26 protein-coding genes and 1 riboswitch are annotated in these 23,221 nt (G+C 59.0%); of the genes, 2 read left to right on the top strand and 24 right to left on the bottom strand.

Features of this window, described 5'->3' with window-relative positions; translation table 11 throughout:
- Positions 1-42: 42 nt before the first annotated feature.
- From ACXHRN_RS09175 to cobA, 7 genes are all read right to left on the bottom strand, one after another.
- Entirely contained in the window at positions 43-978 is a 936-nt protein-coding gene (locus tag ACXHRN_RS09175) for a glutaminase (protein WP_488641011.1), read from the bottom strand.
- A 95-nt stretch (positions 979-1,073) separates the two neighbouring features.
- Positions 1,074-1,784: a PAS domain-containing protein gene (locus ACXHRN_RS09170; protein WP_488641010.1), complete on the bottom strand. Its 711-nt coding sequence runs from the start codon at positions 1,782-1,784 to the stop codon at positions 1,074-1,076.
- A gap of 472 nt (positions 1,785-2,256) precedes the next feature.
- Positions 2,257-2,685, bottom strand: a complete 429-nt coding sequence (locus ACXHRN_RS09165; RefSeq protein WP_488641009.1) for a L,D-transpeptidase — start codon at positions 2,683-2,685, stop codon at positions 2,257-2,259.
- Positions 2,686-2,853: 168 nt separating this feature from the next.
- Complete coding sequence (gene cbiB, locus ACXHRN_RS09160; protein WP_488641008.1) at positions 2,854-3,834, bottom strand: adenosylcobinamide-phosphate synthase CbiB; 981 nt, start codon at positions 3,832-3,834, stop codon at positions 2,854-2,856.
- A complete protein-coding gene (gene cobD / locus ACXHRN_RS09155; protein ID WP_488641007.1) occupies positions 3,835-4,848 on the bottom strand; it encodes a threonine-phosphate decarboxylase CobD in 1,014 nt (337 codons plus the stop codon).
- Positions 4,848-6,137: a cobyrinic acid a,c-diamide synthase CobB gene (locus tag ACXHRN_RS09150; protein ID WP_488641006.1), complete on the bottom strand. Its 1,290-nt coding sequence runs from the start codon at positions 6,135-6,137 to the stop codon at positions 4,848-4,850. Before ACXHRN_RS09150 ends, cobD begins: the two co-directional genes overlap by 1 nt.
- On the bottom strand, positions 6,134-6,967 hold the full coding sequence (cobA, locus tag ACXHRN_RS09145) for a uroporphyrinogen-III C-methyltransferase (protein ID WP_488641005.1): 834 nt from the start codon (positions 6,965-6,967) through the stop codon (positions 6,134-6,136). The genes ACXHRN_RS09150 and cobA overlap by 4 nt, the downstream gene beginning before the upstream one ends.
- A gap of 716 nt (positions 6,968-7,683) precedes the next feature.
- Between cobA and ACXHRN_RS09140 the strand changes: the two genes are divergently transcribed.
- Positions 7,684-8,115, top strand: coding sequence for a hypothetical protein (locus ACXHRN_RS09140; protein ID WP_488641004.1), 432 nt, complete (start codon positions 7,684-7,686; stop codon positions 8,113-8,115).
- Here the strand turns inward: ACXHRN_RS09140 and ACXHRN_RS09135 are convergent.
- The 5 genes from ACXHRN_RS09135 to ACXHRN_RS09115 all read right to left on the bottom strand — a co-directional run bounded on the left by ACXHRN_RS09135 (position 8,079) and on the right by ACXHRN_RS09115 (position 11,041).
- Positions 8,079-8,363, bottom strand: a complete 285-nt coding sequence (locus ACXHRN_RS09135; RefSeq protein ID WP_488641003.1) for a type II toxin-antitoxin system RelE/ParE family toxin — start codon at positions 8,361-8,363, stop codon at positions 8,079-8,081. The two genes, ACXHRN_RS09140 and ACXHRN_RS09135, sit on opposite strands and share 37 nt — an antisense overlap.
- Complete coding sequence (locus tag ACXHRN_RS09130; protein WP_488641002.1) at positions 8,360-8,605, bottom strand: type II toxin-antitoxin system ParD family antitoxin; 246 nt, start codon at positions 8,603-8,605, stop codon at positions 8,360-8,362. Before ACXHRN_RS09130 ends, ACXHRN_RS09135 begins: the two co-directional genes overlap by 4 nt.
- Positions 8,606-8,675: 70 nt before the next feature.
- Positions 8,676-9,626 carry a nucleoside hydrolase gene (locus ACXHRN_RS09125; RefSeq protein WP_488641001.1) on the bottom strand — a complete coding sequence of 317 codons (951 nt, stop codon included), beginning with the start codon at positions 9,624-9,626 and terminating at the stop codon, positions 8,676-8,678.
- An 81-nt stretch (positions 9,627-9,707) separates the two neighbouring features.
- Entirely contained in the window at positions 9,708-10,118 is a 411-nt protein-coding gene (locus ACXHRN_RS09120) for a cobalamin biosynthesis protein (protein WP_488641000.1), read from the bottom strand.
- Positions 10,115-11,041, bottom strand: a complete 927-nt coding sequence (locus tag ACXHRN_RS09115) for a hypothetical protein (protein ID WP_488640999.1) — start codon at positions 11,039-11,041, stop codon at positions 10,115-10,117. Before ACXHRN_RS09115 ends, ACXHRN_RS09120 begins: the two co-directional genes overlap by 4 nt.
- 153 nt (positions 11,042-11,194) lie before the next feature.
- On the opposite strand from ACXHRN_RS09115, the gene ACXHRN_RS09110 reads away from it, so the two are divergent.
- Positions 11,195-11,980 (top strand): TSUP family transporter, encoded by a 786-nt coding sequence (locus ACXHRN_RS09110; protein ID WP_488641869.1) that lies wholly within the window; start codon positions 11,195-11,197, stop codon positions 11,978-11,980.
- Between the two features lie 2 nt (positions 11,981-11,982).
- Here the strand turns inward: ACXHRN_RS09110 and ACXHRN_RS09105 are convergent, their stop codons facing one another.
- The 12 genes from ACXHRN_RS09105 to ACXHRN_RS09050 all read right to left on the bottom strand — a co-directional run bounded on the left by ACXHRN_RS09105 (position 11,983) and on the right by ACXHRN_RS09050 (position 23,056).
- Complete coding sequence (locus ACXHRN_RS09105; protein ID WP_488640998.1) at positions 11,983-12,402, bottom strand: MerR family transcriptional regulator; 420 nt, start codon at positions 12,400-12,402, stop codon at positions 11,983-11,985.
- Between the two features lie 68 nt (positions 12,403-12,470).
- The gene (gene cobO / locus ACXHRN_RS09100) at positions 12,471-13,097 is read right to left on the bottom strand and encodes a cob(I)yrinic acid a,c-diamide adenosyltransferase (RefSeq protein ID WP_488640997.1); all 627 of its coding nucleotides are present in this window, start codon (positions 13,095-13,097) and stop codon (positions 12,471-12,473) included.
- The gene (locus ACXHRN_RS09095; protein ID WP_488640996.1) at positions 13,094-13,390 is read right to left on the bottom strand and encodes a Txe/YoeB family addiction module toxin; all 297 of its coding nucleotides are present in this window, start codon (positions 13,388-13,390) and stop codon (positions 13,094-13,096) included. Before ACXHRN_RS09095 ends, cobO begins: the two co-directional genes overlap by 4 nt.
- Positions 13,387-13,647 carry a type II toxin-antitoxin system Phd/YefM family antitoxin gene (locus ACXHRN_RS09090; protein WP_488640995.1) on the bottom strand — a complete coding sequence of 87 codons (261 nt, stop codon included), beginning with the start codon at positions 13,645-13,647 and terminating at the stop codon, positions 13,387-13,389. The genes ACXHRN_RS09095 and ACXHRN_RS09090 overlap by 4 nt, the downstream gene beginning before the upstream one ends.
- A 52-nt stretch (positions 13,648-13,699) precedes the next feature.
- Positions 13,700-17,602, bottom strand: a complete 3,903-nt coding sequence (gene cobN, locus ACXHRN_RS09085) for a cobaltochelatase subunit CobN (protein WP_488640994.1) — start codon at positions 17,600-17,602, stop codon at positions 13,700-13,702.
- Positions 17,602-17,913 (bottom strand): HigA family addiction module antitoxin, encoded by a 312-nt coding sequence (locus tag ACXHRN_RS09080; RefSeq protein WP_488640993.1) that lies wholly within the window; start codon positions 17,911-17,913, stop codon positions 17,602-17,604. The genes cobN and ACXHRN_RS09080 overlap by 1 nt, the downstream gene beginning before the upstream one ends.
- Positions 17,913-18,194, bottom strand: coding sequence for a type II toxin-antitoxin system RelE/ParE family toxin (locus ACXHRN_RS09075; protein WP_488640992.1), 282 nt, complete (start codon positions 18,192-18,194; stop codon positions 17,913-17,915). The genes ACXHRN_RS09080 and ACXHRN_RS09075 overlap by 1 nt, the downstream gene beginning before the upstream one ends.
- A gap of 57 nt (positions 18,195-18,251) precedes the next feature.
- Positions 18,252-19,316, bottom strand: coding sequence for a cobalamin biosynthesis protein CobW (gene cobW, locus ACXHRN_RS09070; protein WP_488640991.1), 1,065 nt, complete (start codon positions 19,314-19,316; stop codon positions 18,252-18,254).
- A 4-nt stretch (positions 19,317-19,320) separates the two neighbouring features.
- Complete coding sequence (gene cobU, locus ACXHRN_RS09065) at positions 19,321-19,845, bottom strand: bifunctional adenosylcobinamide kinase/adenosylcobinamide-phosphate guanylyltransferase (RefSeq protein WP_488640990.1); 525 nt, start codon at positions 19,843-19,845, stop codon at positions 19,321-19,323.
- Entirely contained in the window at positions 19,845-20,582 is a 738-nt protein-coding gene (locus ACXHRN_RS09060; protein ID WP_488640989.1) for a CbtA family protein, read from the bottom strand. Before ACXHRN_RS09060 ends, cobU begins: the two co-directional genes overlap by 1 nt.
- Before the next feature lie 12 nt (positions 20,583-20,594).
- Positions 20,595-20,777, bottom strand: a complete 183-nt coding sequence (locus ACXHRN_RS09055) for a CbtB domain-containing protein (RefSeq protein ID WP_488640988.1) — start codon at positions 20,775-20,777, stop codon at positions 20,595-20,597.
- Positions 20,778-20,824: 47 nt separating this feature from the next.
- Positions 20,825-21,199, bottom strand: a riboswitch (cobalamin riboswitch).
- 102 nt (positions 21,200-21,301) lie between these two features.
- The gene (locus ACXHRN_RS09050; RefSeq protein WP_488640987.1) at positions 21,302-23,056 is read right to left on the bottom strand and encodes a peptidoglycan-binding domain-containing protein; all 1,755 of its coding nucleotides are present in this window, start codon (positions 23,054-23,056) and stop codon (positions 21,302-21,304) included.
- Positions 23,057-23,221: the final 165 nt, after the last annotated feature.

Below are 23,221 nucleotides of genomic sequence, written 5' to 3'. Positions count from 1 at the left end.
ATTTTCATCAGCTTAGAGCATACTGTTCGTTTGAACGCAAAACTAGCGCGGACCAAAAATAGACCAACCGGCCTGCTTGGCCAGGCTTTCGAGTGCCCTTGTTCCGGTTGCAGAATTGCCATTGTGGTTCAATCCCGGCGACCAGACGGAGATCGCCGCCTTCCCCGGCACAATTGCCAGAATGCCGCCGCCGACACCGCTCTTTCCCGGCAGGCCCACACGAAATGCAAAATCGCCAGACGCATCGTAGTGGCCGCAAGTCAGCATCACGGCATTGATGCGCCGCGCGCGTTCGGCCGACACGGCATGGTGGTTGCTGCCCGCCAGCCGGCCACTGTTGGCGAGGAATACACCAGCCTTGGCCAACTGGACGCATGTCATCGACAGTGCGCATTGGTGATAATAGACACCAAGCGTCTTTTCGACGGGATTGTGGATATTGCCGAACGCATGCATGTAGTTTGCGAGCGCGGCATTGCGAAAGCCTGTATGCTGTTCCGACCGCGCGACCTCGGCATCGATCACGATCGTCTCGTCTTCGGCGAGATGCCGGACGAAGCTGAGGATCTCGCCGAGCGTTTCCCTCGGCTCGTGCCCCGACAGCAGCGTATCGGCAACCACAATCGCACCCGCATTGATGAACGGATTGCGCGGGATTCCGTGCTCGCTTTCGAGCTGGACGATCGAATTGAACGGCGTGCCCGATGGCTCCCGCCCGACCCGCTTCCAAAGTCCCTCGCCCACGCGGCCAAGCGCCAAGGTCAGGGTGAACGCCTTGGAAATACTCTGGATCGAAAACGCCTCGTCGGCATCGCCGATCGAATGCACCCGCCCATCGACCGTGACGATGGCCATGCCGAACTTCTTCGGATCAATCTTGGCGAGGGCCGGAATGTAGTTGGCGACCTTGCCGTCACCGATATAGGGCTCGATGTCGGCATAGACCGCCGCCAGCAACTGATCCAGATCCACAGACATTCTCCGAGACGACAGAAACGACACGTTTCCTCTGTCTTAAAGCACGCCCACCGCAGCGCACAAGACCGCCTGGCGAAATGCGTCGCGAAGAAACATCAGCAGGATATTTGCAGGGGAGACAGCGCAAACTGGCGAAAGAGCACCATCACGCCAACTGCCGGTCCCTTGTCGAGAAACAGCGGCTTCAGTTCAACCGGTTCGAACCCCCGGTGCGATACGCGCTGCGTCGGCGGATTGTCGAAGCGCGCCTTTTCTTCGCCGAAGCACGCTTCGATGCGGCTATCAAAATCCAGCGGCAAACCATTGCCGAATTCGAATTCGTGGAAATGCCTGCCGACACATTCGAGCGGGCGCCGATGGTGGGCGCTGGCAAAGGCAAGGTTGGCGAAGATAATCCGCGCATCGCGCCCGACCAGCGCGACCTGATCGCTCATCGCATCAAGCATGGATTGGTAAAGGTGGGCATCGTCGGCCAGCTGGAGATCGTCGCCCCTGCGCAACGGCGGCGCAATTCGCCGCCTTGCCTCCGAGCCGGGCCGCTGGAAGCTGCGGTCAAGCAGCTGCAGCAGGGCATTCATGCTACGCCGCACACTTTGCGGATCGCCGGCATCGCTGAGCACCAGTTCGCCGACGAAACGCAGCTGCTGGTAAAGCTCCCTCGGAGAGGTGGCGTGCGCGTCGAGCAAAGTATGGAGCGACTGGGCAATGTCACGGTCGAGGAGGTGCACAAGCCGGTCGTCGCCTCCCGTCACTGCTTGGTTCAATTGCTGAAACTTCATCTTCAAGCGTTCAATCAATTGATACACGGCAAGCCTGCTCTCAGTCTGCCCTGCTGCGCCAATCTGGCGAAGCGGAACGGGGCATTGTAACTCGATGATACTGAAGCGCATCGCGGTTGTAAAGTTCTTGCCATCCGTTCTTAAATAGATAGAGTGACACCGCCACCTATATGTTCGATACATCTATATTTCAGGAAGATGTCTTCGTCTTACGCGCAAGTCTTAAAGCTTGGTTGACTGGGCAACTTGTAAATGTGACACACAATCACTTCCGACGAAATTTAGGAAAATATTTCATTCTCGCAATCTCAATTAGATCGCCAATATATAGGTGGATGTTTATTTGCACCCAAGTCGCCAATGCTTGGAGTGAAAAACGCCACAGATTCGGATAATCCACGGCGTTTTGCTTATTCATCTACTTTTGATACGTAAACGCGAGCAAATCGGATCAAAAATCCGCAAGATTTTCTGCCGACTATTTGTGCAGAAACGCCATTCAGCGACTGATAATGACTTTCGTATTGCCCAGACCATTACGCTCGGCGAGGCTGAAGAAGACTGCGGCATTGTCCGGATGCAGACGTACGCAGCCATGCGACGCCGGCCGACCGAGATGCTTGAGATCAAAGGTCGCATGCACGGCATAGCCGCCGTTGAAGAAGATCGCATAGGGCATCGGCGCATTGTCGTATTTGCGCGAACGATGGTGGCGGGAGGCGAGATACGCGCGATAGCTGCCGACAGGCGTGACATAGCCGCGGCGCGCCGTGGATATCTTCCACTGGTAGCGGACGAAGCCGTTTTCGGTGACGGTCATCGTCTGCTTGGATATGTCGATCCGTGCAACAATCGTTCCGGCTTCGGCGATGGAAGCGGTGAAACTGAAAGTCATGAGAGCCGCCGCGGCTACCAGCATCCTGCGCATGTCATTCTTCCCCATTGCCCGCGCGTGACGCGCCGTTACCCCTTGAGAAGAATACAACTACCTCACGATCGACTATATTTACTTAAGATCGGTGGTAAATCGAGATTGAACAAGACTTGATTGCGCACACGACAATTGCAGATCACGCTGGGCAAGTTATTTTCGATTTTAGACTATGATCGCCAGTACAATCAGCAGCGCTGGAACCAGCAAATTGAAGACGGTGCAGGCCGAACCGAACACCGAAATCGCCGCGTCGATATCCGCTGGTCCAAGATCCGATCGACCGGCGGCGTTCTGCATCGGTTCCTGCACGCGCTCGCCGGCATAGACCCGCGGACCGGCAAGAGCCACATCAAGCGCGCCGGCCATGGCCGATTCCGGCCAACCGGAATTGGGCGAGCGGTGCAGGCCGTGGTCGGTGAATGCGGTTTTCAGCGACCGGCTGGCGGCACTCGTTCCGCGCTCGATGCAGGTACCCGCTGCGATCAACAGCGCAGACAACCGCGCGGCGGGCCAGTTGGCGAGATCGTCGAGCCGCGCCGAGGCCCAGCCGAATTGCAGATGGCGCGCGGTCTTGTGGCCGATCATTGAATCCGCAGTATTGAGCATCTTGTAGGCGAATATTCCCGGCAATCCGAAGACGGCATAGTAGAGTGCCGGCGCCACCACACCGTCGGAAAAATTCTCGGCGAGGGTTTCGATCGCCGCCCGGCAGATCGCCGGCTGGTCGAGCGTTTCGGGATCCCGCCCAACGACCATGGCGATGGCCCGCCGGCCGCCCGCCAGCCCATCCTGGCGCAACCCGTTTGCAACGGCCGCGACATGATCCGACAAACTTTTCTGCGCCAGCAGCACGGCGACAATCAATATCTCGATCAGAATGCCAAAATTGCCAGTGGCGCGCAGCAATCGATGCGCCAGCCAGCCGGCAAGCACGCTGGCGATCAGCAATGCCAGGATCGACATGATGCCATAGGCCCGACGATCACGGCTCGCAAGCCCGCGGCCATTGAACTGATGGTCGAAGAAGGAGATCGCCTTTCCGAACAGCACCACAGGGTGCGGAATCTTCGACCACAGCCGCGGCGGATCACCAAGAACCCGGTCAATCAGCAATGAAAATGTCAAGATGAGAAGCGTCAGCATTCAATCCCGAAACGAGGCGAGCGTGTCCGCCAGCCTCTTGTCCCCCTGCTCATCCGGCGCCAGTCCGATCCGCAACCAGCGCGGTTCATAATCGAACTTGCGCACCAGTATATGGGAGCGTGCGAGATGTTCAAAGAGTTTCGGAGCACTGTCCAGTGCGACGAGCGCAAACAGTTCCGTGCCGCCAGCGATCGCAAGCCCAGCGCCATCTAGCGCGTTCTGCAAGCCGCGCCTGCGCTGCCTCATCGCCTCGAGTACGGGCGCACGGTCGCGCTGCATCATTTCCTTGGCAAGAAAAAGTGCCGGACCAGAAACTGCCCATGGCCCCAGCGCCGAATCGATCGTGTCGAGCGTCTCAGCTATTGCAAGGACAAAACCGAGACGAATGCCCGCCATGCCGAAGAATTTTCCAAAGGAGCGGCTGACGCTCAGTCCCTCCGACGTCGATGCCGCGCCAGCAAGACTGAGCTCGGACCGAGCATCGCCGAATGCTTCATCCACATGCAAATGGCCACCTTGCGCGCACATGCGGGCATGGACATCGAGGAGTTCCTGTCGCTGGAGTGTCCGTCCATCGGGATTGTTTGGATTGACGATGACAAGCGTGCCATGCTCGTCTTTGAGTGCGTCCAATGATCTGATTGGATCGACTTCAAATCCTGCCTTCTGGAAGCAATGGGCGTATTCTCCGTAGGTCGGAGACAGAATTGCGACAGGTCGATTCTGCGGCACCAGTTTCGGCAGTACCTGGATGAAGGCCTGCGTACCGGGCACAGGAAGCGGGACAGGGTTTGAGGTTCGAGTCTTCTCGACTGCATACCAATCCCTTGCCGCCATCCTCGCCGCCTCGACGAGCGCCCGGTCCGGCAGACGATTCCATATATCGACCGGAATCTCCGGCAGCGCCGGCGTGTTCGGATTGATACCCGTCGACAGATCGAGCCATTCCGCTGGCTCTCCGCCATAGACCTCGATTGCCGCCGTCAACCCACCCCCATGGACTATGCCGGCCATCACGCGGCTCCAGCGAGGTCGATGACATGCATGTAGGAGCCGGAGACATTGCCACGGCACAACCCCGATGGACCAACCATCTCGCCGGCCGCATCGACAGCATCAAACAGCCGCTCGGCCTGCCCCTCCTGGACGATGGTTGAATAGTGAAATTCGTGGGCGGTCAGTTGCAGCCCGGCAAATGCACCGCTCAAGCCCGTGACCTTGCGGTAACCGAGATGCCGCTTGTGCGTCTCGAACGATGTCACCAGCGGCAGCAGGCCGAGCATTTCGTGGCAGGCGCCTTGCGCATCGACGAGCCCCTCGCCCAAAGTCATGTAGCCCCCGCACTCGCCATAGATCACCGCTCCAGCATCCGCCTGTGCCAGCATCCCGCGTCTGAAATGCTCAGCGGCACTGAGACGCCCGGCATGCAGTTCCGGATAGCCGCCCGGCAGGAACACGGCGTCAGCCCCGTCCTCCGGCGCCTGGTCGGCCAATGGTGAAAAGAAGGACAGTTCCGCGCCCTGAACTCGCCAGCCGGAGACGAGATGCGGATAGAGGAATGCGAAGGCCTCGTCGCTGGCAATCGCCATCCGCTGCCCCAATGGCGGGATGAGGCTCGGCGTATCGCCACCCTTGTCGGAATGCCGCCCGGCGAGGTCGGCCAGCAATTCGATATCACAACACGCAGCCACCCTTTCGGCCGCATGGTCCATAAAGGCATCGATGCCGACAATCTCGCCGGCCTGCACGAGGCCGAGATGCCGCTCCGGCAGCGCGAGTTGCTTGTCCTGCATGATCACGCCAACGATCGGCACCGGTACCGAGGCAAGCCCGGCCCGCAGCATCGCCTCATGGCGTGCACTGCCAACGCGGTTGAGGATCAGGCCCACAATCCGCACAGAGGGATCGAAGCCTATATAGCCTGACACCAGCGCACCAACCGAATGCGACATGCGCGCGCAATCGACAACCATGATCACCGACAGATCAAGCAAACGCGCCAAGCTTGCGGGCGATCCAGTATGATCAGCCGCGCCATCATAAAGGCCCATCATCGCCTCGATGATCAACGGACCCTGTGTTTGAGCTTGCTGGTGCAGGAGTTCGGAGCGCATAGCCCAAGGGTCGAAATTGACGCATTCGTGGCCACAGGCAATGCGGTGGAAGGCAGGATCGATATAGTCCGGACCAGCCTTGCCGGGCTTGACCGCAATCCCCCGATTGCGCAACGCCCGCAAAAGCCCGAGCGTCACGGTCGTCTTGCCGGAGCCCGATGTCGGTGCCGCGATCAGAAGACCGCTCATGCCGGATCTTTCAGGCCGCGAGATTGCAGGGGATCCGCGACCAGCACCTTACCCGACAATGCTCCCAGCCAATCCAGCCCTGCACGGAGGCGCACAACCTCGCCGATGACGACGATGGCGGGTGGCTCAAGGCCGGCGGCGTCACGTTCGGCATGCTCAAGCGTCGACTCGACGACAGATTGCCCCGCCGTGGCGGCATTGCAGACAAAGGCAAGCGGCTCGGATGGTGGACGGCCGGCGGCGATCAATTGCTTGGCGATCTGGCCCATATGTTTCATCGCCATATACATGACGATGACGGGCGATCCGCGACCGACCGCCTGCCAATCGATGGCGTCCGGGATCAGACCCGAAGAATCATGCCCGGTCAGGAAGGTTACCGTGTGATTGATTTCCCGATGGGTCACGGGAATACCGGCATAGGCCAGGCCCCCGATGCCGGCTGTAATGCCCGGCACGATCCGAAACGGAATGTTGTGATCGACCAGCGTCAGGGCCTCTTCGCCCCCACGTCCGAACACCAGCGGATCGCCGCCTTTCAGCCGCAACACGCGCTTGCCGGAACGTGCAAGTTCCACCAGCCGCAACGAGATATCGCGCTGCTTGGAGGACGGCTTGCCGCCGCGCTTGCCGGCATATTCGAGCACCGCGCCGGGATGCGCGCGCTTGAGGCAGGTCTCGTCTACGAGCGCATCATAGACGATGACATCAGCTTCCCTCAGCCCCTTCAGCGCAAGCAGGGTCAGCAGCCCGGGATCCCCCGGACCCGCACCCGTCAGCCATACGCTGCCAGGCTCGAATGCCGGCAGATCTGCGAAGATATCGTCCATCCCTGCTTCCTATGCCGCCGAAAGCGGAAATGCAATCAAGTGCTGTTCAGATGTCCCTCGGTATCGAGGGCACCTGTCGACCATCAAGTCTGAACGCTAGACCGCGCATTGGCGCCGACATTGCCTGACAGCGGCATCGGATGATCCACGGACGAAGCTGGTATTGGAACGCTAGGGTCAGGACCTATTAATCTGGCATCAACTGCCAAGACCCATCGCTTTCGGAACAGGCCACGAACGGCAACTTCCCGCCATTATGAGATTTAGACCAAGGTCTCAAAAGCGCCAGAAGCAGTCATGTGTAGCCCATAGTCAAGGAGGGTTTCCTTGACTATCAGATTGGCGGGAACGGTCGGACGATAGCTTCCGCTGAAGCAACTGGCTTTCAGGATATTCGCTGTGTAATGACACTGACGCGGGGGCGGCCTTGGTCGTCAGTCTCGCGAGCGACTCTTACTTCGAATGTGTAACCCGGCTTAGTGGCCCGCTCATAGGCAAGGCGTACGTCGTGGGAGTGGCGCATTTCAGCATCGGTAAGTATTATTTTTGCACTCATGGGAGCTCCTTTCTGTTAGACTTGAAATATCATACGCCTAGATCTCCGCCATCGAAAGAGCCCCTCGATTCCCGACGATGCGGTTGCGATTGATGTAGGTCAGAGCGGGTGCATATTTGGCAAGCGGGTGAGATCAGACCGGGGATTTACGATGAGAGCAATGTATTTTCCGAAGGTACTGGAGACGATCAGCGATCACATGGTGCCGCTGATCGGCTATGAGGCCGAGTGGGATTATTCGCATCACGTCGACACCGGGCCCTACGCCGGGCAAGCGGCGTTTTACATGAGCCGAGATGATCCGCGGCATCTTGATACCCTCGCGGCATGGGTGCCGCTGGAAGATTTGGTGCCCGTGTACGAGGCGCTAGAGCGCTTGGTGAGTGTCGATGGGAAGGATACGCTGTGGCTGCAGGCTTCCTTTATGCCGAATAGCGGTATCCGAATCGCGACCACTAAAGCCCTTATAGGCGGAGAGCTTGCTGGGTTCTATCTTGGTCCAGAAGACGCCAACGCACTCGGACAGGCATTGATCCGTTGGGCCAAGGCGGGACGTCAGGGGAATCCCATACCAACCACTTTCGTGTCGTGACGCCCGACCGCAATGGGCCAACAGGGGACGGTGGCATTTCCACTTGCGGCGTCATCGAGAATGCTGCGGATACTAAGATCGAGATCGGTTCGCGTCCTACCCATCTTCGGCATAGCTGCTGCTCTGCCAAACGCGTCGTAAAGCCCGTCGATATAGTCGTCGGCCTGGGCCTTGCTCCATTCCTCGATTGAATAACCATAGATGTTCAAGAGGTCGATCTGAGCCTCCTGAGACAGAACATATGTCACGCCGACTTCTTCCGCCCGGCGGCCAAGCGCTTGATATCCTCGGCGGTCGCGTGACTTACCCGACCAGCCTGTATCGAAGCCAGTCCAGCAAGAAGATCGGAACGCAGGATTTCGCGCTTGGCAAAGTATTCCATTTGCCGCTGAAGCGCATCTTGAACCACATCGCTTGCACTGTCGAAGCGGCCTGCCTTAACCTGCTTTTCGACGTAGTCCTGCCAGCTTTTCTCTAGCCTTACATTCATCACGACCTCTTGCTTTGGTGAAGCATGATGCCGAAAAATGAGCCTTGAGGCTAGCGTTTTCTGTATGCACTCAAACCCGAACAAGCGTCTCTTCGACCAGTGTCATGATGCCTGCAGCGTTGACATCGACGGAGACGAACTGGGTCGGCTGATCGTCCCAGACGCTGGGACCGAAGCGCATGCCGTCCGGCTTCTGCATCGTCCTGCCTTCGCCGACGCCTTCCACCTGTACCCGCACAGAGCCGGAGCGCAGGGTGAAGAGTTCGGGGGCCACGACATAGACACAGGCGCAAGTGTCGTGCACGACCATGCTGTCGGCGACTTCGCCATCGTAGAAATCGATGTAAAACTGCGAAATCCGGTCGAGGAGCGCGACTTCGGCACCGCCCTTCTTGACAAGTTCCGCAAGCCTGGGCCGCGACATCGTGGTCTTCAGCGTAACATCGAGGCTGATCGCCACGACCTTCCAGGGGGCGATGAACACCACGTCTGCGGCAAGCGCATCGCCATGGATGTTGGCTTCGGCAGCCGGCGTGACATTGCCAGGAACGTCGAAGGCGCCGCCCATCATCACCACTTCCTTGACCAGGCCGGTGATTTCGGGGGCTTCCTTCAGCGCATTAGCGAGATTGGTCATGCGACCGACAGCGATGATCGTCACCTCGCCGGGATTGGCCTTGACCGTATCGATGATGAACTGATGCGCCGGACGGGGATCGAGCGCAATGTCGATCATTTCAGGCACATCGATGTTGCCCAGTCCGTCATGGCCATGGACATAGGTCGGGTAGTGATAGATCTCGCCGGTTGCGAGATATTTCTGGCCGTAGCCCTTGGCGACCGGCGCGGCGATGTTCCATTCGCGCTTCAGGAACAACGCATTGCGCGTCGTCGTTTCGATCGAGGCATTGCCGAAGGTGGTGGTGATGCCGAGGAGATCAATGTCGGGATGGCGCGCCAGGAAAAGCAGCGCCATCGCATCGTCTACGCCCGGATCGGTATCGAATATCACCTTATGCATCACATCAACCTCATCTTTTCTCTCGTGGGGGCGAGCTTTGACAAAGGCGGAGGAAAATATCCACCCCTTTTTACCAGCCGGTCAAAATATTTCGTCGGCAACCGCCACGGCAACAGTCGCTTGGCACGACTTCATCTTGCCGACGACAAGCCTGCCCGCCGGCCCGGCCGAGGCCAACGCCGCAGCCTCGGCGACACCATGACATCCGGTCCGAGCGAATACCTCGTCGGACGGATTTAACAGGCGCGGTGTCTCCGCTTCAAGGACATTCGCTGGGAAGGAACCAACGGAAAGACCATGGTGCGCGGCAAGTGCGACGACTGCCGGATGATTACAGCGGGTATCGATCGTGGCGATGCAAACAAGCCTGCCTTCAGCGATATTGGCCGACTTCAGCGCCCGCTTAGCAAGCGCGATCAGATCTTGCGCCTCTGCGGTCTCGGCAACTCCGACACCAAGATACAAGGTCGCCGGCGCCTGTAGATCCGTCATCGCGATGCTTCGGCCTCAGGCACCTGTCGGACGTCGAGCAGCGGCAGGTCGGTTAGGTATCGCGCCGAAAGAGTGGCTGCCATTTCGGCCGGCAGGCTTACTTTTTCGCTGTTGGAAAACCTCTCAAGCGGCAACAGGCCATAGCGCCGACCCATGTGATGGATAGTACGGCGGGATTTCGAACTCCAGGAAATCGCATCCGCGATGCGATTCCATCGCCGGTAAACATCCACCATGCCCGCCCCGATGGATGGGTTCTTGCTCGGCAATTCTCGTCCAGCGTCTCCCAGCGCCGCCATAATTTCCGGAAAGGCAGTTGTCAGGAAGCCATAGGAATTCCTGACCAGATCTGCATGATCGAAAACACCGACCTTCGCCGGGTCGAAATGCTTGCGCAAAGCGTCGACCGGGGTTTGCCATGTGACAGTCGAAAAATCATAGGTGCCGAGAAAGTTAGCAAGCGTATGTTTCGACCCCATGCGCACCGACTGGACATACCACGATGCCAGGAAGGCGGCGTAATCGCGAACCACGAAGCGAACTTCGATGTCATGATCCTCGAGCGCCAGCGCCAGCCGCTCGGCCGTCTGAACGGCCCTTGGATAGAAGCCGGTGTAGCGAGGGACGAAGGGCTTTCCGAGCATCCCCTCGTTGGAGATGATCAGCGTATGCGCATCGGTCTCGGCGTAAAGCCTGTCCAGCACGTTGCGAATGCGGTGAAGGAAAATCTGATTGTCGTTCTCAGGCCTCAGAACGTCGGACAGCAGAATGCGGATATCGTCCTTAACGCGCTTCTTGCGCGATACGGCGGGGCTGTAGAAGCCCGCCTTCAGCAGCAGTTCGCGGTTCGCATACAGCATATGCTGGAAACTGGTGGAGCCGGTTTTCGGCGCCCCGCAATGAAGTATGATTTTCCGTGTCATGTATTCCGGTGTCCATTCGTCGTCTTTGCCGACACTTCGCATTCGAGGGTGGCGCGGTCAAGGTTCAAGCCATGCAGTTGGAAATGGGCATTTGCAGGCTTGAATGGGCCTAAAGCCTATGCGAAGACGAATGGCGACCACATCGAGACTGCTTTGCCTGAAATCACCCTTCATCTCATAGCCCTGCTTTTTCTCGCGGCTTTCGTCGCGGGGTTCATCGATTCCATCGCCGGCGGCGGCGGCATGATCACCGTGCCGGCGATGCTGATTGCAGGGTTTTCGCCGATCGTCACGCTCGGCACCAATAAACTGCAATCGCTGTTCGGCTCCGGGTCGGCAACGCTTGCCTATGCGCGCGGGGGTCATGTCTCGCTTCGAAGCCAGTTGCCGATGGCTGTGATGTCAGCCTTGGGATCGGCGGTCGGCGCGGTCGCGACTACCTTTATCCCAGGCTATGTGCTGCAGGCGATGATGCCGCTGCTGCTGATCGCGATCGCACTCTATTTCGGCTTCAAGCCATCCATGAGCGATATCGACCAACATCAGAGAATGGCTCCGTTTTTGTTCGGCCTGACCATTGTACCGCTGATCGGTTTCTACGACGGCGTATTTGGTCCCGGCACCGGCTCGTTTTTCATGCTGGCCTTCGTGACGCTCGCGGGTTTCGGGCTGCTCAAAGCAACCGCCCATACAAAGATGCTGAACTTCGCCTCCAATATCGGCGCGTTTTCGGTCTTTGCGTTTTCGGGCGTTGTCCTGTGGAAGGTCGGGCTGGCCATGGGCATCGGGCAGTTTCTCGGCGCCCAGGCCGGATCCCGGCTAGCCATGAAGAATGGCGCAAAAATCATCCGCCCATTGCTGGTTATTACCTGTATCGCACTCGCGATCAAACTGCTCGCCGACCCAGCCAATCCCGTCAGGATCTGGCTCGGCCTTTAACGTCAGTGGTCGCTGCTGCAGTGGCTGTGGTCGCTGAGCACCTCGATGATCCGGCAATCTGCGGCCGAGCCGCCGCAATGCCCCTCGACCATCCGCTCCAGCTCAACCTCCAGCCGTCGCAGCCGGGCAATCTTGCTCTTCACCTCGGCAAGCCGCTCGGCCGCGATGGCGTCGGCATCGTTGCATGGCCGTTCGGGATGATGGGACAGTTCGATCAGGCTACGGATTGCATCGAGCGGAAAGCCCATCTCGCGTGCATGGGCGATGAAGGCGAGCTGATCGCGTGCCTTGCGGTCATAGCGGCGCTGGCCACTCTCAGTACGAGGCGGCGCGGTGAGCAAGCCGATATCCTCGTAATAGCGTATTGTCGGCACCTTGACGCCGGTGCGCTTCGACAATTCTCCGATCGGAAACTCAGCCATATCCAAACCCTCTAGTCTCTAGAGGGTAATGTAGTGCCACAGCCGAGAATTCCAAGCCAGAAAACGGCTTAGAATTCGATGCCCTTCTGACCCTTGATGCCGGAGCGGAAGGGGTGCTTGATCAGTTCCATCTCGGTGACGAGATCGGCAATCTCCATCAGTTCGTCCTTGGCATTGCGCCCCGTCAGCACGACATGGGTCATCGGCGGCTTGTCGGTTTCGAGGAACTCGATGACGTCCTTGATGTCGATATAGTCGTAACGCAGTGCGATGTTGATTTCGTCCAGCAGCACCAGCGATTTCCCACCTCGGATCAACTCCTTGGCTTTTTCCCAGGCGGCCTGGGCAGTGGCGACATCCCTCGCCCGGTCCTGCGTTTCCCAGGTAAACCCCTCGCCCATCGTGTAGAATTCACAGATGTCGGAGAAATGCTTCTCGATCAATTCGCGCTCGCCGGTGACCATCGCCCCTTTGATGAATTGCACGACCGCGCAGGGCATGCCGTGAGCAATGTGGCGGAAGATCATGCCGAAACCAGCGGTCGACTTCCCCTTGCCCTTGCCGGTATGGACGATGATCAGGCCCTTCTCGCCCGTCTTGGTGGCCATGATCTTGTCGCGCGCGGCCTTCTTCTTGGCCATCTTTTCGGCGTGGCGGGCGTCATCGTGGGTGACTTCCTGGGTTTCTTCGGTCAATTGATTCTTCTTTTCTGCAAATTGTCATAGTGGAAGCGGCATGCAATGACCGATAGAACAAAGTTATCCGGCTTGCCGAAAACTTTGTAGATGAAGCGGTGTTCAGCTGTTACTCGACGCGACCAAAAGCCGGATAGCTCACCTCTCAACGGTTCAGGCTTTCCAATGCCAATAAAGGGAGACCGAAGGCAATCTTTGACAAGGGCATTTATTTTGGACGCCATTTGTCCATCGTTCTCTTGCCAGTAGATATATTCTTCCCAAGCCTGCTCGGTCCAATGAATGTTCTTCATTCATCGAAATCCGAAGCGTCCTTCATGATGATCCTACCAGCCTCCAGCGACGCTATCGAATCTCTCAGTCGCTGAGCGTTCACCGGATTTGACAGCAAATGCAGAGTTTCTGCCATGCTTTCGTACTCTTCTTCAGAGATCACCACGAACGCCTTGCCTTTGCTGCGGGTCACGAAAAGCGGAGCGCGGCTTTCTTCGACTGCATCCAGATGCGCCGCCAGGTTCTGGCGAAAGTCTGAAACGTTGATATGAGCCATGACTAAAATCCTTTTTATGTACGTAAACATGTACACTAAGCGGTATGGATTTTCAAGGCTCAGCCAATTTGGCCGGTCTCACCATCTCCTCCAATTCAAATCGCGCCGAATTCGATTTCGGCGCCCATAGCGATCGATCCATCGCTTCAAGAAACTTTGCCGCCAATTCCTTCAGCGCCGCCGGGTTCTTCTCCGACAGGAAATCCTGAACCTGCTGATCGACAAGGAAAGCCTCGTAGGCTGCCTCGAAATGGTGACTTTTGACCGCGCCGGTCGTGGCGGCATAGGCGAACATGAAGTCGACCGTCGCGGCAATCTCCGCCGCACCTTTGTAGCCGTGGCGCATGGCGCCGGCGATCCATTTGGGATTGACGACCCGGCCGCGAACGACGCGCGAAATCTCTTCCTCGAGCGAGCGGATGACAGGTCTCTCAGGCCGTGAATGGTCGTTGTGATAGATAGAGGGCTGCTGGCCGGAGAGATGCGCGACCGCCGCCGCCATACCGCCCTGGAACTGATAATAGTCATCGGAATCGAGCAGGTCGTGCTCGCGATTGTCCTGGTTCTGGACAACGGCCTGCAGGCTCTTGAGCCGCTCGGCAAACAACTCCTTATCTTCGACGCCTTCGCCATCGACGCCATAGACATAGCCGCCCCACTCCAGGAAGCTTTCGGCCAGCTCGGCTTTGTCTTCCCAGCCGCCTTCATCCATCAACGCCTGCAAGCCGGCACCATAAGAGCCCGGCTTGGAGCCAAATATGCGATGGCCAGCGCGACGCCTGTCATTGTCGGAAGCCTCAGCCTTCATGCGCGCGGCGATCGGATTGTCCGCAGCATCCTCATCGAGCGCGCCGATGGCACGCACTGCACGATCAAACAGCGTGATCTGCTCGGGAAAGGCATCGCGAAAGAAGCCGGAAATCCGCAGCGTCACGTCCACCCGTGGCCGGCCAAGCATGGCCATCGGGATGATCTCATAGCCCGTGACCCGTGCCGAACTCATGTCCCAGAGCGGCTTGGCGCCAATCAGCGCCAGCGCCTGGGCGATGTCGTCGCCGCCGGTGCGCATATTCGACGTGCCCCAGCATGTGATGCCGAACGAGGTCGGCCAATCGCCGTGATCCTGCACATAGCGGGTCACCAATAGCTCGGCGGACTTCTTCCCCAGTGTCCAGGCCGTCGGCGTCGGTACCGAGCGTGTGTCGACCGAATAGAAATTCTTGCCGGTGGGTAGCACATCCGGCCGCCCGCGCGTCGGCGCGCCGGATGGCCCGGGCGAGACGAACCGGCCGGAGAGGCCGCGCATTAGGGCATCGATCTCGGCTTTGCCGCAGGCTGTGATGGACGGCTTTAGGTGAGCGACGACCTCTTGCATGACGAGGCGTGTTTGAGGCCAATCGTCTGGACAGGTGATTTCGCCCGCCACCAATTTTGCAGCCAGCAATTCTATCCGCTCGACCGTGTCGCCGTTGGTGCGCCAGGGGGTGTCGGCGAGCTCAGACAAGACGGCTGGCTTTGGGCCAGTCCATTCGCTAGCCATATCACAGTCGAGAGGGTCCAATGCTGCAGCACCCCCCTCTGCCCTGCCGGGCATCTCCCCCTCAGGGGGGGAGATTGACTCGCGGCCGCCGCTCTGCCGCGAGCTGCCATCCGGTTCTGAACTTGCCACGGCGTTTTGAGCCGATAGGGGAACTCCATCCGTTCTCCCCCCTTGAGGGGGAGATGTCCGGCAGGACAGAGGGGGGTATGCCAGCAAATCCCCCGCAATCGCCCGATGCAAACTCTGCTCGCCGCCCTCGCCAGTCCCTCGCGGAACGCGGGCGAGCGCAACCGTCAGATCGGTCAGCAATCGCCCCTCTGGCGACACGCCGAACACATGCAGGCCATCGCGGATCTGCAACTCCTTGAGGTCGCAAAGCCAAGCGTCGAGCTTCTGCAGCGCCATGTCCTCATCGAGTCCGTCGATACCGGCATCGTGACGCAGGCCGGTATCGCCCGCCAGCTCGAGGATCTGTTTCTTCAGGAGCACCAGCCGTCGCGGATCCGTGCCCTGCGCCTGGTAATATTCATCGACCAGCGCTTCCAGATCCTTCAGGTAACCGTAGCTTTCCGCGCGTGTCAGCGGCGGCGTCAGGTGGTCGATGATGACGGCCGACGAGCGCCGCTTGGCTTGCGTGCCTTCACCGGGATCGTTGACGATGAACGGGTAGAGATGCGGCATCGCACCGAACGCCGCTTCTGGGTAGCACGTTGCCGACAACGCCATGGCCTTGCCGGGGAGCCACTCCATATTGCCGTGCTTGCCCATGTGGATCACGGCATCGGCGCCAAAGGCTTCGCGGATGAAAGCATAGAAGGCGAAATAGCCATGCGGCGGCACGAGGTCCGGCGAATGGTAGCTGTCCTTAGGATTGATGTTGTAGCCACGCGCTGGCTGTATGCCTGTCAACACATTGCCAAAGCGCGCCAGCGGCAAGGCAAATACGCCGTCGAGAAAGAACGGATCATCTTGCGGCTTACCCCAGCGTGCCGTCACCTCGTCCTGAATCTGAATGGGCAGACCAGCGAAGAAGGCATTGTATTGATTGAGGGAAAGCGTCTCGCGGATCACCCGCCCATCGGTCGCCGCATTTGTCGGACCGTTCATAAGATGGTTGATCAGGCTATCGCCGTCGGCAGGCAGATCGCCCGTGAGATAGCCTGAATCGCGCATGGCCTTCAAGACCTCCAGCGAACCTGCCGGAGTGTCGAGGCCCACGCCATTGCCCAGCCGCCCGTCCCGGTTGGGATAGTTGGCGAGGATCAGCGCTATGTGCTTGTCGCTGTTTCCGAGATGCCTGAGCCGCGCCCAGCGGGCAGCCAACTTGGCGACGAACTCGATCCTGTCCGGCTCGGCCACCGGCGCGACAATATTGACCTCAGCCCGCTCATCGAAGGTCGCGGCACGCTTGAAGGACACGGCACGCGTCAGCACACGGCCGTCCACTTCGGGCAGCGCAACATTCATGCCGAGGTCGCGGGCCGAAAGCCCCATCGAAGAACCCAACCAACTCTCTCGGGTGGAGCTGGAGAAAATTACCTGGAAGACCTGGGCGCCGGTCTCGTCCAGCACCGTGCCGGTCTTGTCAGCGCCGGGCGACACGACAGCAAAGCTCGTGGAATTCAGTACAACGTCAGGGGCATGATCGGCGAACAGATCTCGGATCAGCTTCGCGGACACCGGTTCCTTGAGGCTGGAAACGAAGATCGGCAACACGCGGAGGCCGTGACGGGCCAGCGCATCGACCAACGCCTCGACAGGCTCCGTCTGCCCGCTTTGCACGAGGGCTCGATAGAAGGTGATGACGGCGAGAGGTCCCGCGTAAGCCAGTGACCGGCCGGACAGAGCCTGCCATTCGCTAACATCAATCACACCCCTGCCCGGCCACCAGATACCAGCCTTGGCGAGCTTTTCTGCAGCTTGCGGCCGCTCTCCGCCCGAAACCAGCGCCTCTGCAAAACAAGCAAAGCGGGCGAGATTTTCGCTGCCACCCTCCACCAGATAGGACCAGAGTGCCCCGCTATCCTCTTTCGCCACCGTCGACCAAGGATCGAGCCCTGCGTCGGGCCGGTCGTCGCCCGGCAAGACCGCAAGCTGAAAGCCATGCGCGCGCGCTGCGGCCATCAGTGCTTCGATGAGATAGGAGAAATAGCTGACGCCGCCGAGCCCGCGAAACACAACGAGCTTGGCATGCCGCGCCGTCTTTTCGATCCACATGTCGATCGACATCGGATGTTTCAGGCTGGCAAGATTGACCAGCCGCCAGGAGACCGCGCCTCGATTTGCCACAACAGCAACGCTGGCGATCTCGGTATCGGCTGCCGACAGGAACAGGATATCGCCCGGCGTCTGGCCAAGGTCGAACGCCTCGTCGCTATCGGAAATCGAGCCTTTCTGGGCAAGAAGAAGATGCATCAGGCCGCTTCAAGCGGGACAATCGCCTTGAGCGATTCCGCTTTCTCGACTTGCGCGATCTTGAAATCATACCCCGTCTGCATCGACATCCAGAGATCAGGGCTGGTACCGAAAAACTTTGCCAGGCGAAGCGCGGTATCGACGGTCACGGATGTCTCCTCCGCAATCAATCGTTCGATACGCGTCCGGGGCACGCCTAGACGCTTTGCCAATCCGCCGGCGCTCAGGCCAACAGGCTTCAAATACTCTTCCCTGAGGATTTCACCTGGATGAATGGCAGGGAGTTCAGCGTAGTATTTCATAGTTTCCATCAGTGATAATCCACGATCTCGACATCATCCGGTCCATGTTCCGTCCATCTGAAGCAGATGCGCCATTGCGCATTGATCCGGATGGAATATTGGCCGTCACGATTTGCCTTGAGTTTCTCCAGCCTGTTTCCCGGCGGAATACGCAGATCTTCCACCGATTTGGCATAGTGAAGGATCGTTAGCTTTCGGCGAGCAGACTGCAGCACATCCGGCGGAAAGCCCCTCGGCGCCTTTCCTTCAGCAATCTCCGCGCTCCGCTTGTCACGATAGGAGACAATCAACTTTGCCTCCTCGACAGGGCACTCGTTCGCATCTCAAGACTGCGTCAATGTATCATTTCATGATACATTGTTCAACCCCAGCGCCTTGATCTCGCCGATAATAGCCACATCGTCCATCTCGTCATGTAGGCCAATCACCACCAAGCGGGTGCTGCGAACCTCATCGGGCGCCCACGGGCGGTCGAAATAGCTGTCGATGCGCGAGCCGACGGCCTGGATGACCAGCCGCATCGGCTTGCCCTTGACTTCGGCAAAGCCCTTGAGACGCAGGATGTCGTGCTTGTCGATCAACGGCTTGAGCTGATCGATGAAGCTCTTGGGCTCAGCAATCGCGCCCAGCTCGACCACGAAGCTCTCGAACTCGTCATGGTCATGATCGTGCGGCGCACCTTCATGCTCGAGCTCGTGATGCGACTTGCGGTTTTCGATGTCGCTTTCGGTGCCGACACCCAGACCGAGCAGTACGGAGGCCGGAATATCGCCATTGCGTGCCTCGATCATGCGCGGCTTGCGGGCGATTGCGCCCGAGACGATATCGCGCACGCCCTGCAAACCCTTGGCATCCAGGAGATCTGCCTTGTTCAGAATGATCAGGTCGGCGGCAGTCAGCTGGTCTTCGAACAGTTCTTCGATCGGGCTTTCGTGATCCAGCCCCTGATCCTCGACGCGCTGAGCATGCAGCGCATCATGATCGTCGGCAAAGCGCCCGGCGGCGACAGCGGCGCTATCGACAACGGTAATAACGCCATCGACCGTGACCGCCGTCTTGATGCCTGGCCAGTTGAAGGCCGCGACCAGCGGCTGCGGCAGGGCAAGGCCGGATGTCTCGATGATGATGTGATCGGGGCGGTCTTTGCGGGCCAAGAGCTTTTCCATCGTCGGGATGAAATCGTCGGCAACCGTGCAGCAGATGCAGCCATTGTTGAGCTCGATGATATCGTCCTCAGTGCAGGCTTCCGCACCGCAGCCCTTCAGCACGTCGCCATCGACGCCGAGATCACCGAATTCATTGATGATCAGGGCAATCTTGCGGCCTTCGGCATTCATCAGCATGTTGCGGATCATCGTCGTCTTGCCGGCACCCAGGAAGCCGGTGATCACCGTCGCAGGAATCTTCTGCATCTCTTCAACCCTTCATCTTCAGCGGCAACCCGGCCGCTATGAAATAGACTTCGCGTGCAATCGCCGCGATTTGCTGATGGAGCCGTCCCGCGTGATCGCGGAAGTCGCGCGCCATCTTGTTTTCCGGCACGATGCCGAGGCCGACCTCATTGGAGACGAGCACGACCTTTGCCTTCATCCCACTGAGACACGCACATAAGTCGGAGCTCGCAGCCGCAATGTCGCGCTCTTCGAGCATCAGATTCGTGACCCAGAGCGTCAGGCAATCGATGAGAATTACATTGCCTGCATCATCCAACGCACCCAGCCGCGAAACCAGATCGAGCGGCTCCTCATGCGTGGTCCAGCCGTCACCGCGCGTTTGGCGATGATGGGCGATCCGCGCCTGCATCTCCGCATCCCAGGCACGGCCCGTGGCGATGTAATGACGCGAGAGGCCGGTCTCGGCGACCAGCCCCTCGGCAAAAGCGGATTTTCCGGAGCGTGCTCCGCCCAGTACCAGAACGGCGCCGGAGGGAGCGTTTTCCATCAGGCGGTCTTGAGCCAACGGTCGTTGATCGCACCCATGACGAGCCCGAGCACGATCCAGAAGAACAGACCGGCCGAAAGCGTGGCGACGGCAAATTCTGCGGCCAGGATCGCCGGCACGTTGGTGGCTTCGTCAGCCGGCTGCGGTGCGCCGATCAGGTGGGGCACGAACAGCAGCACGACACCGATTGCCTTGGCCCATGGCTCCTTGCGCAGGATGATGAGATAGAGTGCAATCGCTGACACGACCACGGTGCCAAGCCACCACATCTGCCGATCGAAAAGATCAGCCGCCGGAAATCCGGGAAGTTCGGGCGGCAGGCCGATCGCCGGAAACAGATGGAATGTCAGCCACGCAACGCCACCCCAAAGGGCGCCAGTCGCCAACGTCACGGTCCGCCCGGTAAACAGGCTGACCGCCATCATCAACAACGCAAAGCCGGCACCCGTGACCAGATCACCCATCAGCGTTCCGGTGATCCGGCTGACGCCGAGCAGCATGCCGCCTTCTTCTTCCTCGCCGGCAGGTGTAGCAGCAGCTTCGTGCTCGTGGGCACTGGCCTTGCTGACGATCAACAGGTTAAGGCCCGTCGTGTGATCTGGTGTCGCCACCGGAGCATTTTCATACTTTTCGGCTTCGAGAATCAACGGCACGACTTTGGCTTGCTGGGCGACGGTTTGAATCGCACCAGCAATCAGCCCGGCCACAAGCGCAGCCAAGAGATATTTGACAACCATTTGAGTGGACCTTTAGTGGCAGGGAAAGCCGTTGGCGTGGCGAACGTCATGCGCCGTGTCATGCAACACGTTCGAATGCGCAAAGCCTGCACCAAAGATCAGGAAGGAACCGACGAGCAGGGCAAGAATGCCTGCCGTGAAACGATCCGAAACGGTAACGATCTTGGTAGAAGAAATAGAAGAAGCCTGAGCCATAACAACCTCCGTGCTGCTGGCAAAATACAAAAAGAGACGCGGATTAGGCGCCGTGGTCTTGTCTGGCAGGTCTCCTGGCTCACGGTTCCCGCCCAAAGGACTAGACCTTTGGGCATGCAGCATCCCCTCGCCTTCCCGAAACTTTTAGCCATGCGCGAGTGGACGATTCGTAGAAAGGAGGCGTCCCGCCCGTGTTGCCGCAAGGCCGTTTCAGTGGCTTTGGAACTGCTTCGAAAAAAAGCGCCTCGGGCACCACGCCCTTTGCACGCAACCTCTTCCAAACAGTTCCTGGGAATACCTCAGCCGCTCTACAGTCGCGGGGTCGGCCGGGATAGAAATGCCCAATATGGGTCCATTCGTCCCGTTCCCTTTTGATCCCTTGGGCTTTGCGCCCGCTGGGAACCAAACACATCACGATGATTATGTTTTTGACGGCTCGAAGTCAATCTCATTCGCGACACCGCCAGACGCGAAAACGGGCCGCAATGCGGCCCGTCGTCCTAAAATTTGATAGGCCGGTCAGTTCAGCAGCGGCGCTTCTTACGGCATCCTTGAACCTTGCCGAACTTGAACTTGCCGATAACCTGAACACGGCCCGGTCGCGCGCGTCCAACCTTGTACCGGCCGACCCGGTGAGCACCGACGACAGCGCCGAGTACGCCGACCGCAATCGCCGCATCAAGAGCCGGGTTGCGACGTTCCTCGATCACCACGATCTTTTCGCGACGCGGACGAACGACCTGCTGCTCGACCACCGCCTGCTGAGAATTCAGCCAGTTTGCGTAAGAGACCTGCGACAGCTTGCGAATCTGGGCGATCTGGTCGCCGGAGAGATAGCCGGTCACCGGTGCGCCGTTGTCGGTCTGCCAGTTGCTGATCGCAGTGCGGCTGTTGGGGCCGAAGGAGCCGTCGCTGCCGAACGTGTCATAGCCGAGCGAAGTCAGGCGGCCCTGCAATTCATGTCGAGCTTCGCGGTTGAGGAATTCATCCTCGGTTTCCGGCGTGCCTTCGGTGTATTGGATGTTCTGGTCCGGCTGGGCATTCTGGCCCATGTCGTTCTGATTCTGGTTATCCTGCTGATTGGCAGCCATCTGCGACTGGTCATCGGCCTGCGCCTGATTGGGATCCTGGTTCGGATCCATCTGGTTGGCCTGGTCCGTCTGGTTGGACTGATCGTCAGCTTGCGGCTGGTTCTGGTCCTGGGCCTGATCTTGCGGCTGATCCTGATTTTGGTCCTGCGACTGAGTCTGGCTATGATCGTCAGGCTGCTTGGCAGTGTTTGCCTGCTGGTCGAGTGGCTGCTCGTCACCTTCCGCAACATTGTCTGCGGGCTGCTCGGCAGCGGCCAGCTGGACGATGCGGGCCTGCGCGATCGCTGCGAACTTGCCCTTCGGATAAGTGCTCAGATAGGCCTCGTACTCCTTGACGGTATTGCCGTCGGAGGCAGCCTTCCACAGAGCATACTCCTGTTCCCAGTCACCGGCAGGCGCCTTTGCCTGTTCCTGCGGCTGGGCATCATCGGCCTGCGCTGCAGCCTGATCCTGCTGTTGGGCGTCGTCCACCTGGGCCTGATCCTGCTGACCGGCATCATCGGCTGGGGCAGACTGATCCTGAGCTTGTTCCTGACCCTGATCCTGCGATTGATCCTGCGCCTGCTCCGGCTGCCCCTGATCGTTGGCCTGTGTCGCGTCATCGGCCTGCGCAGCTTCCGTATCCAGCGCGTCAGCCGCCGGCGGTGTGGCGGCGGCTATAAGGCTTTCGATCCGCGTCTTGGCGATCTTGGCGAACTTGCCCTTTGGGAAGGCCTTCAGATATTTCTCATAGTCGGCCTGCTTGCCGGTCTTGGAAACCTGGCGCCAGAGCTCGAGGTCGCGCTTCTTTTCCGCGTCCGCATCGACCGCATCCGCAGCCATGACCGGCTTGGCGTCAGCAGCCTGATCGTCGGCGACAACCGCCGTCTGCTTGGCAGCCGTGGCGTCATCGGCCGGCTTTGCAGCGTCGGTGGTGACAACACCATTCAGGCTGTCGATGCGCTGCTTCGCAACACTTGCGAATTTGCCGGCCGGATAGGCCTTGAGATAGGATTGATAGTCAGCAGCCTTGCCGGACTTCGACACCGAGCGCCAGAGCTGGAACTCCTTCTGCCAGCCTGCATCGCTGGGTGCTTCCGCGGCGGGAGCATTCTGTGCATAGGACGGCATCACGCCGATCGGTGACGCGGCGAGCGACACGCTGACAGCAGACGCCATCAACATATTGAGATGCTTGGACAGTTTCATGACTTCCCCCTGTTCCCGCTGAAAACTCGTTTCAGAACAGCCCCTTGTCGTTGCGAAATACATATCCGAACTGGAATAAAAAGCACGACAATTCAGCAGTTTTAGCTTTTACTGCTTGTGAGAACGGGCGTTAAACGGGCTTTATTCGCAACAAGGCGCGTTATT

Source organism: Shinella sp. OV683 (assembly GCF_057787725.1).
Note: the sequence above shows the minus strand (reverse complement) of the source record. Positions and strands in the feature narration are given on the sequence as shown.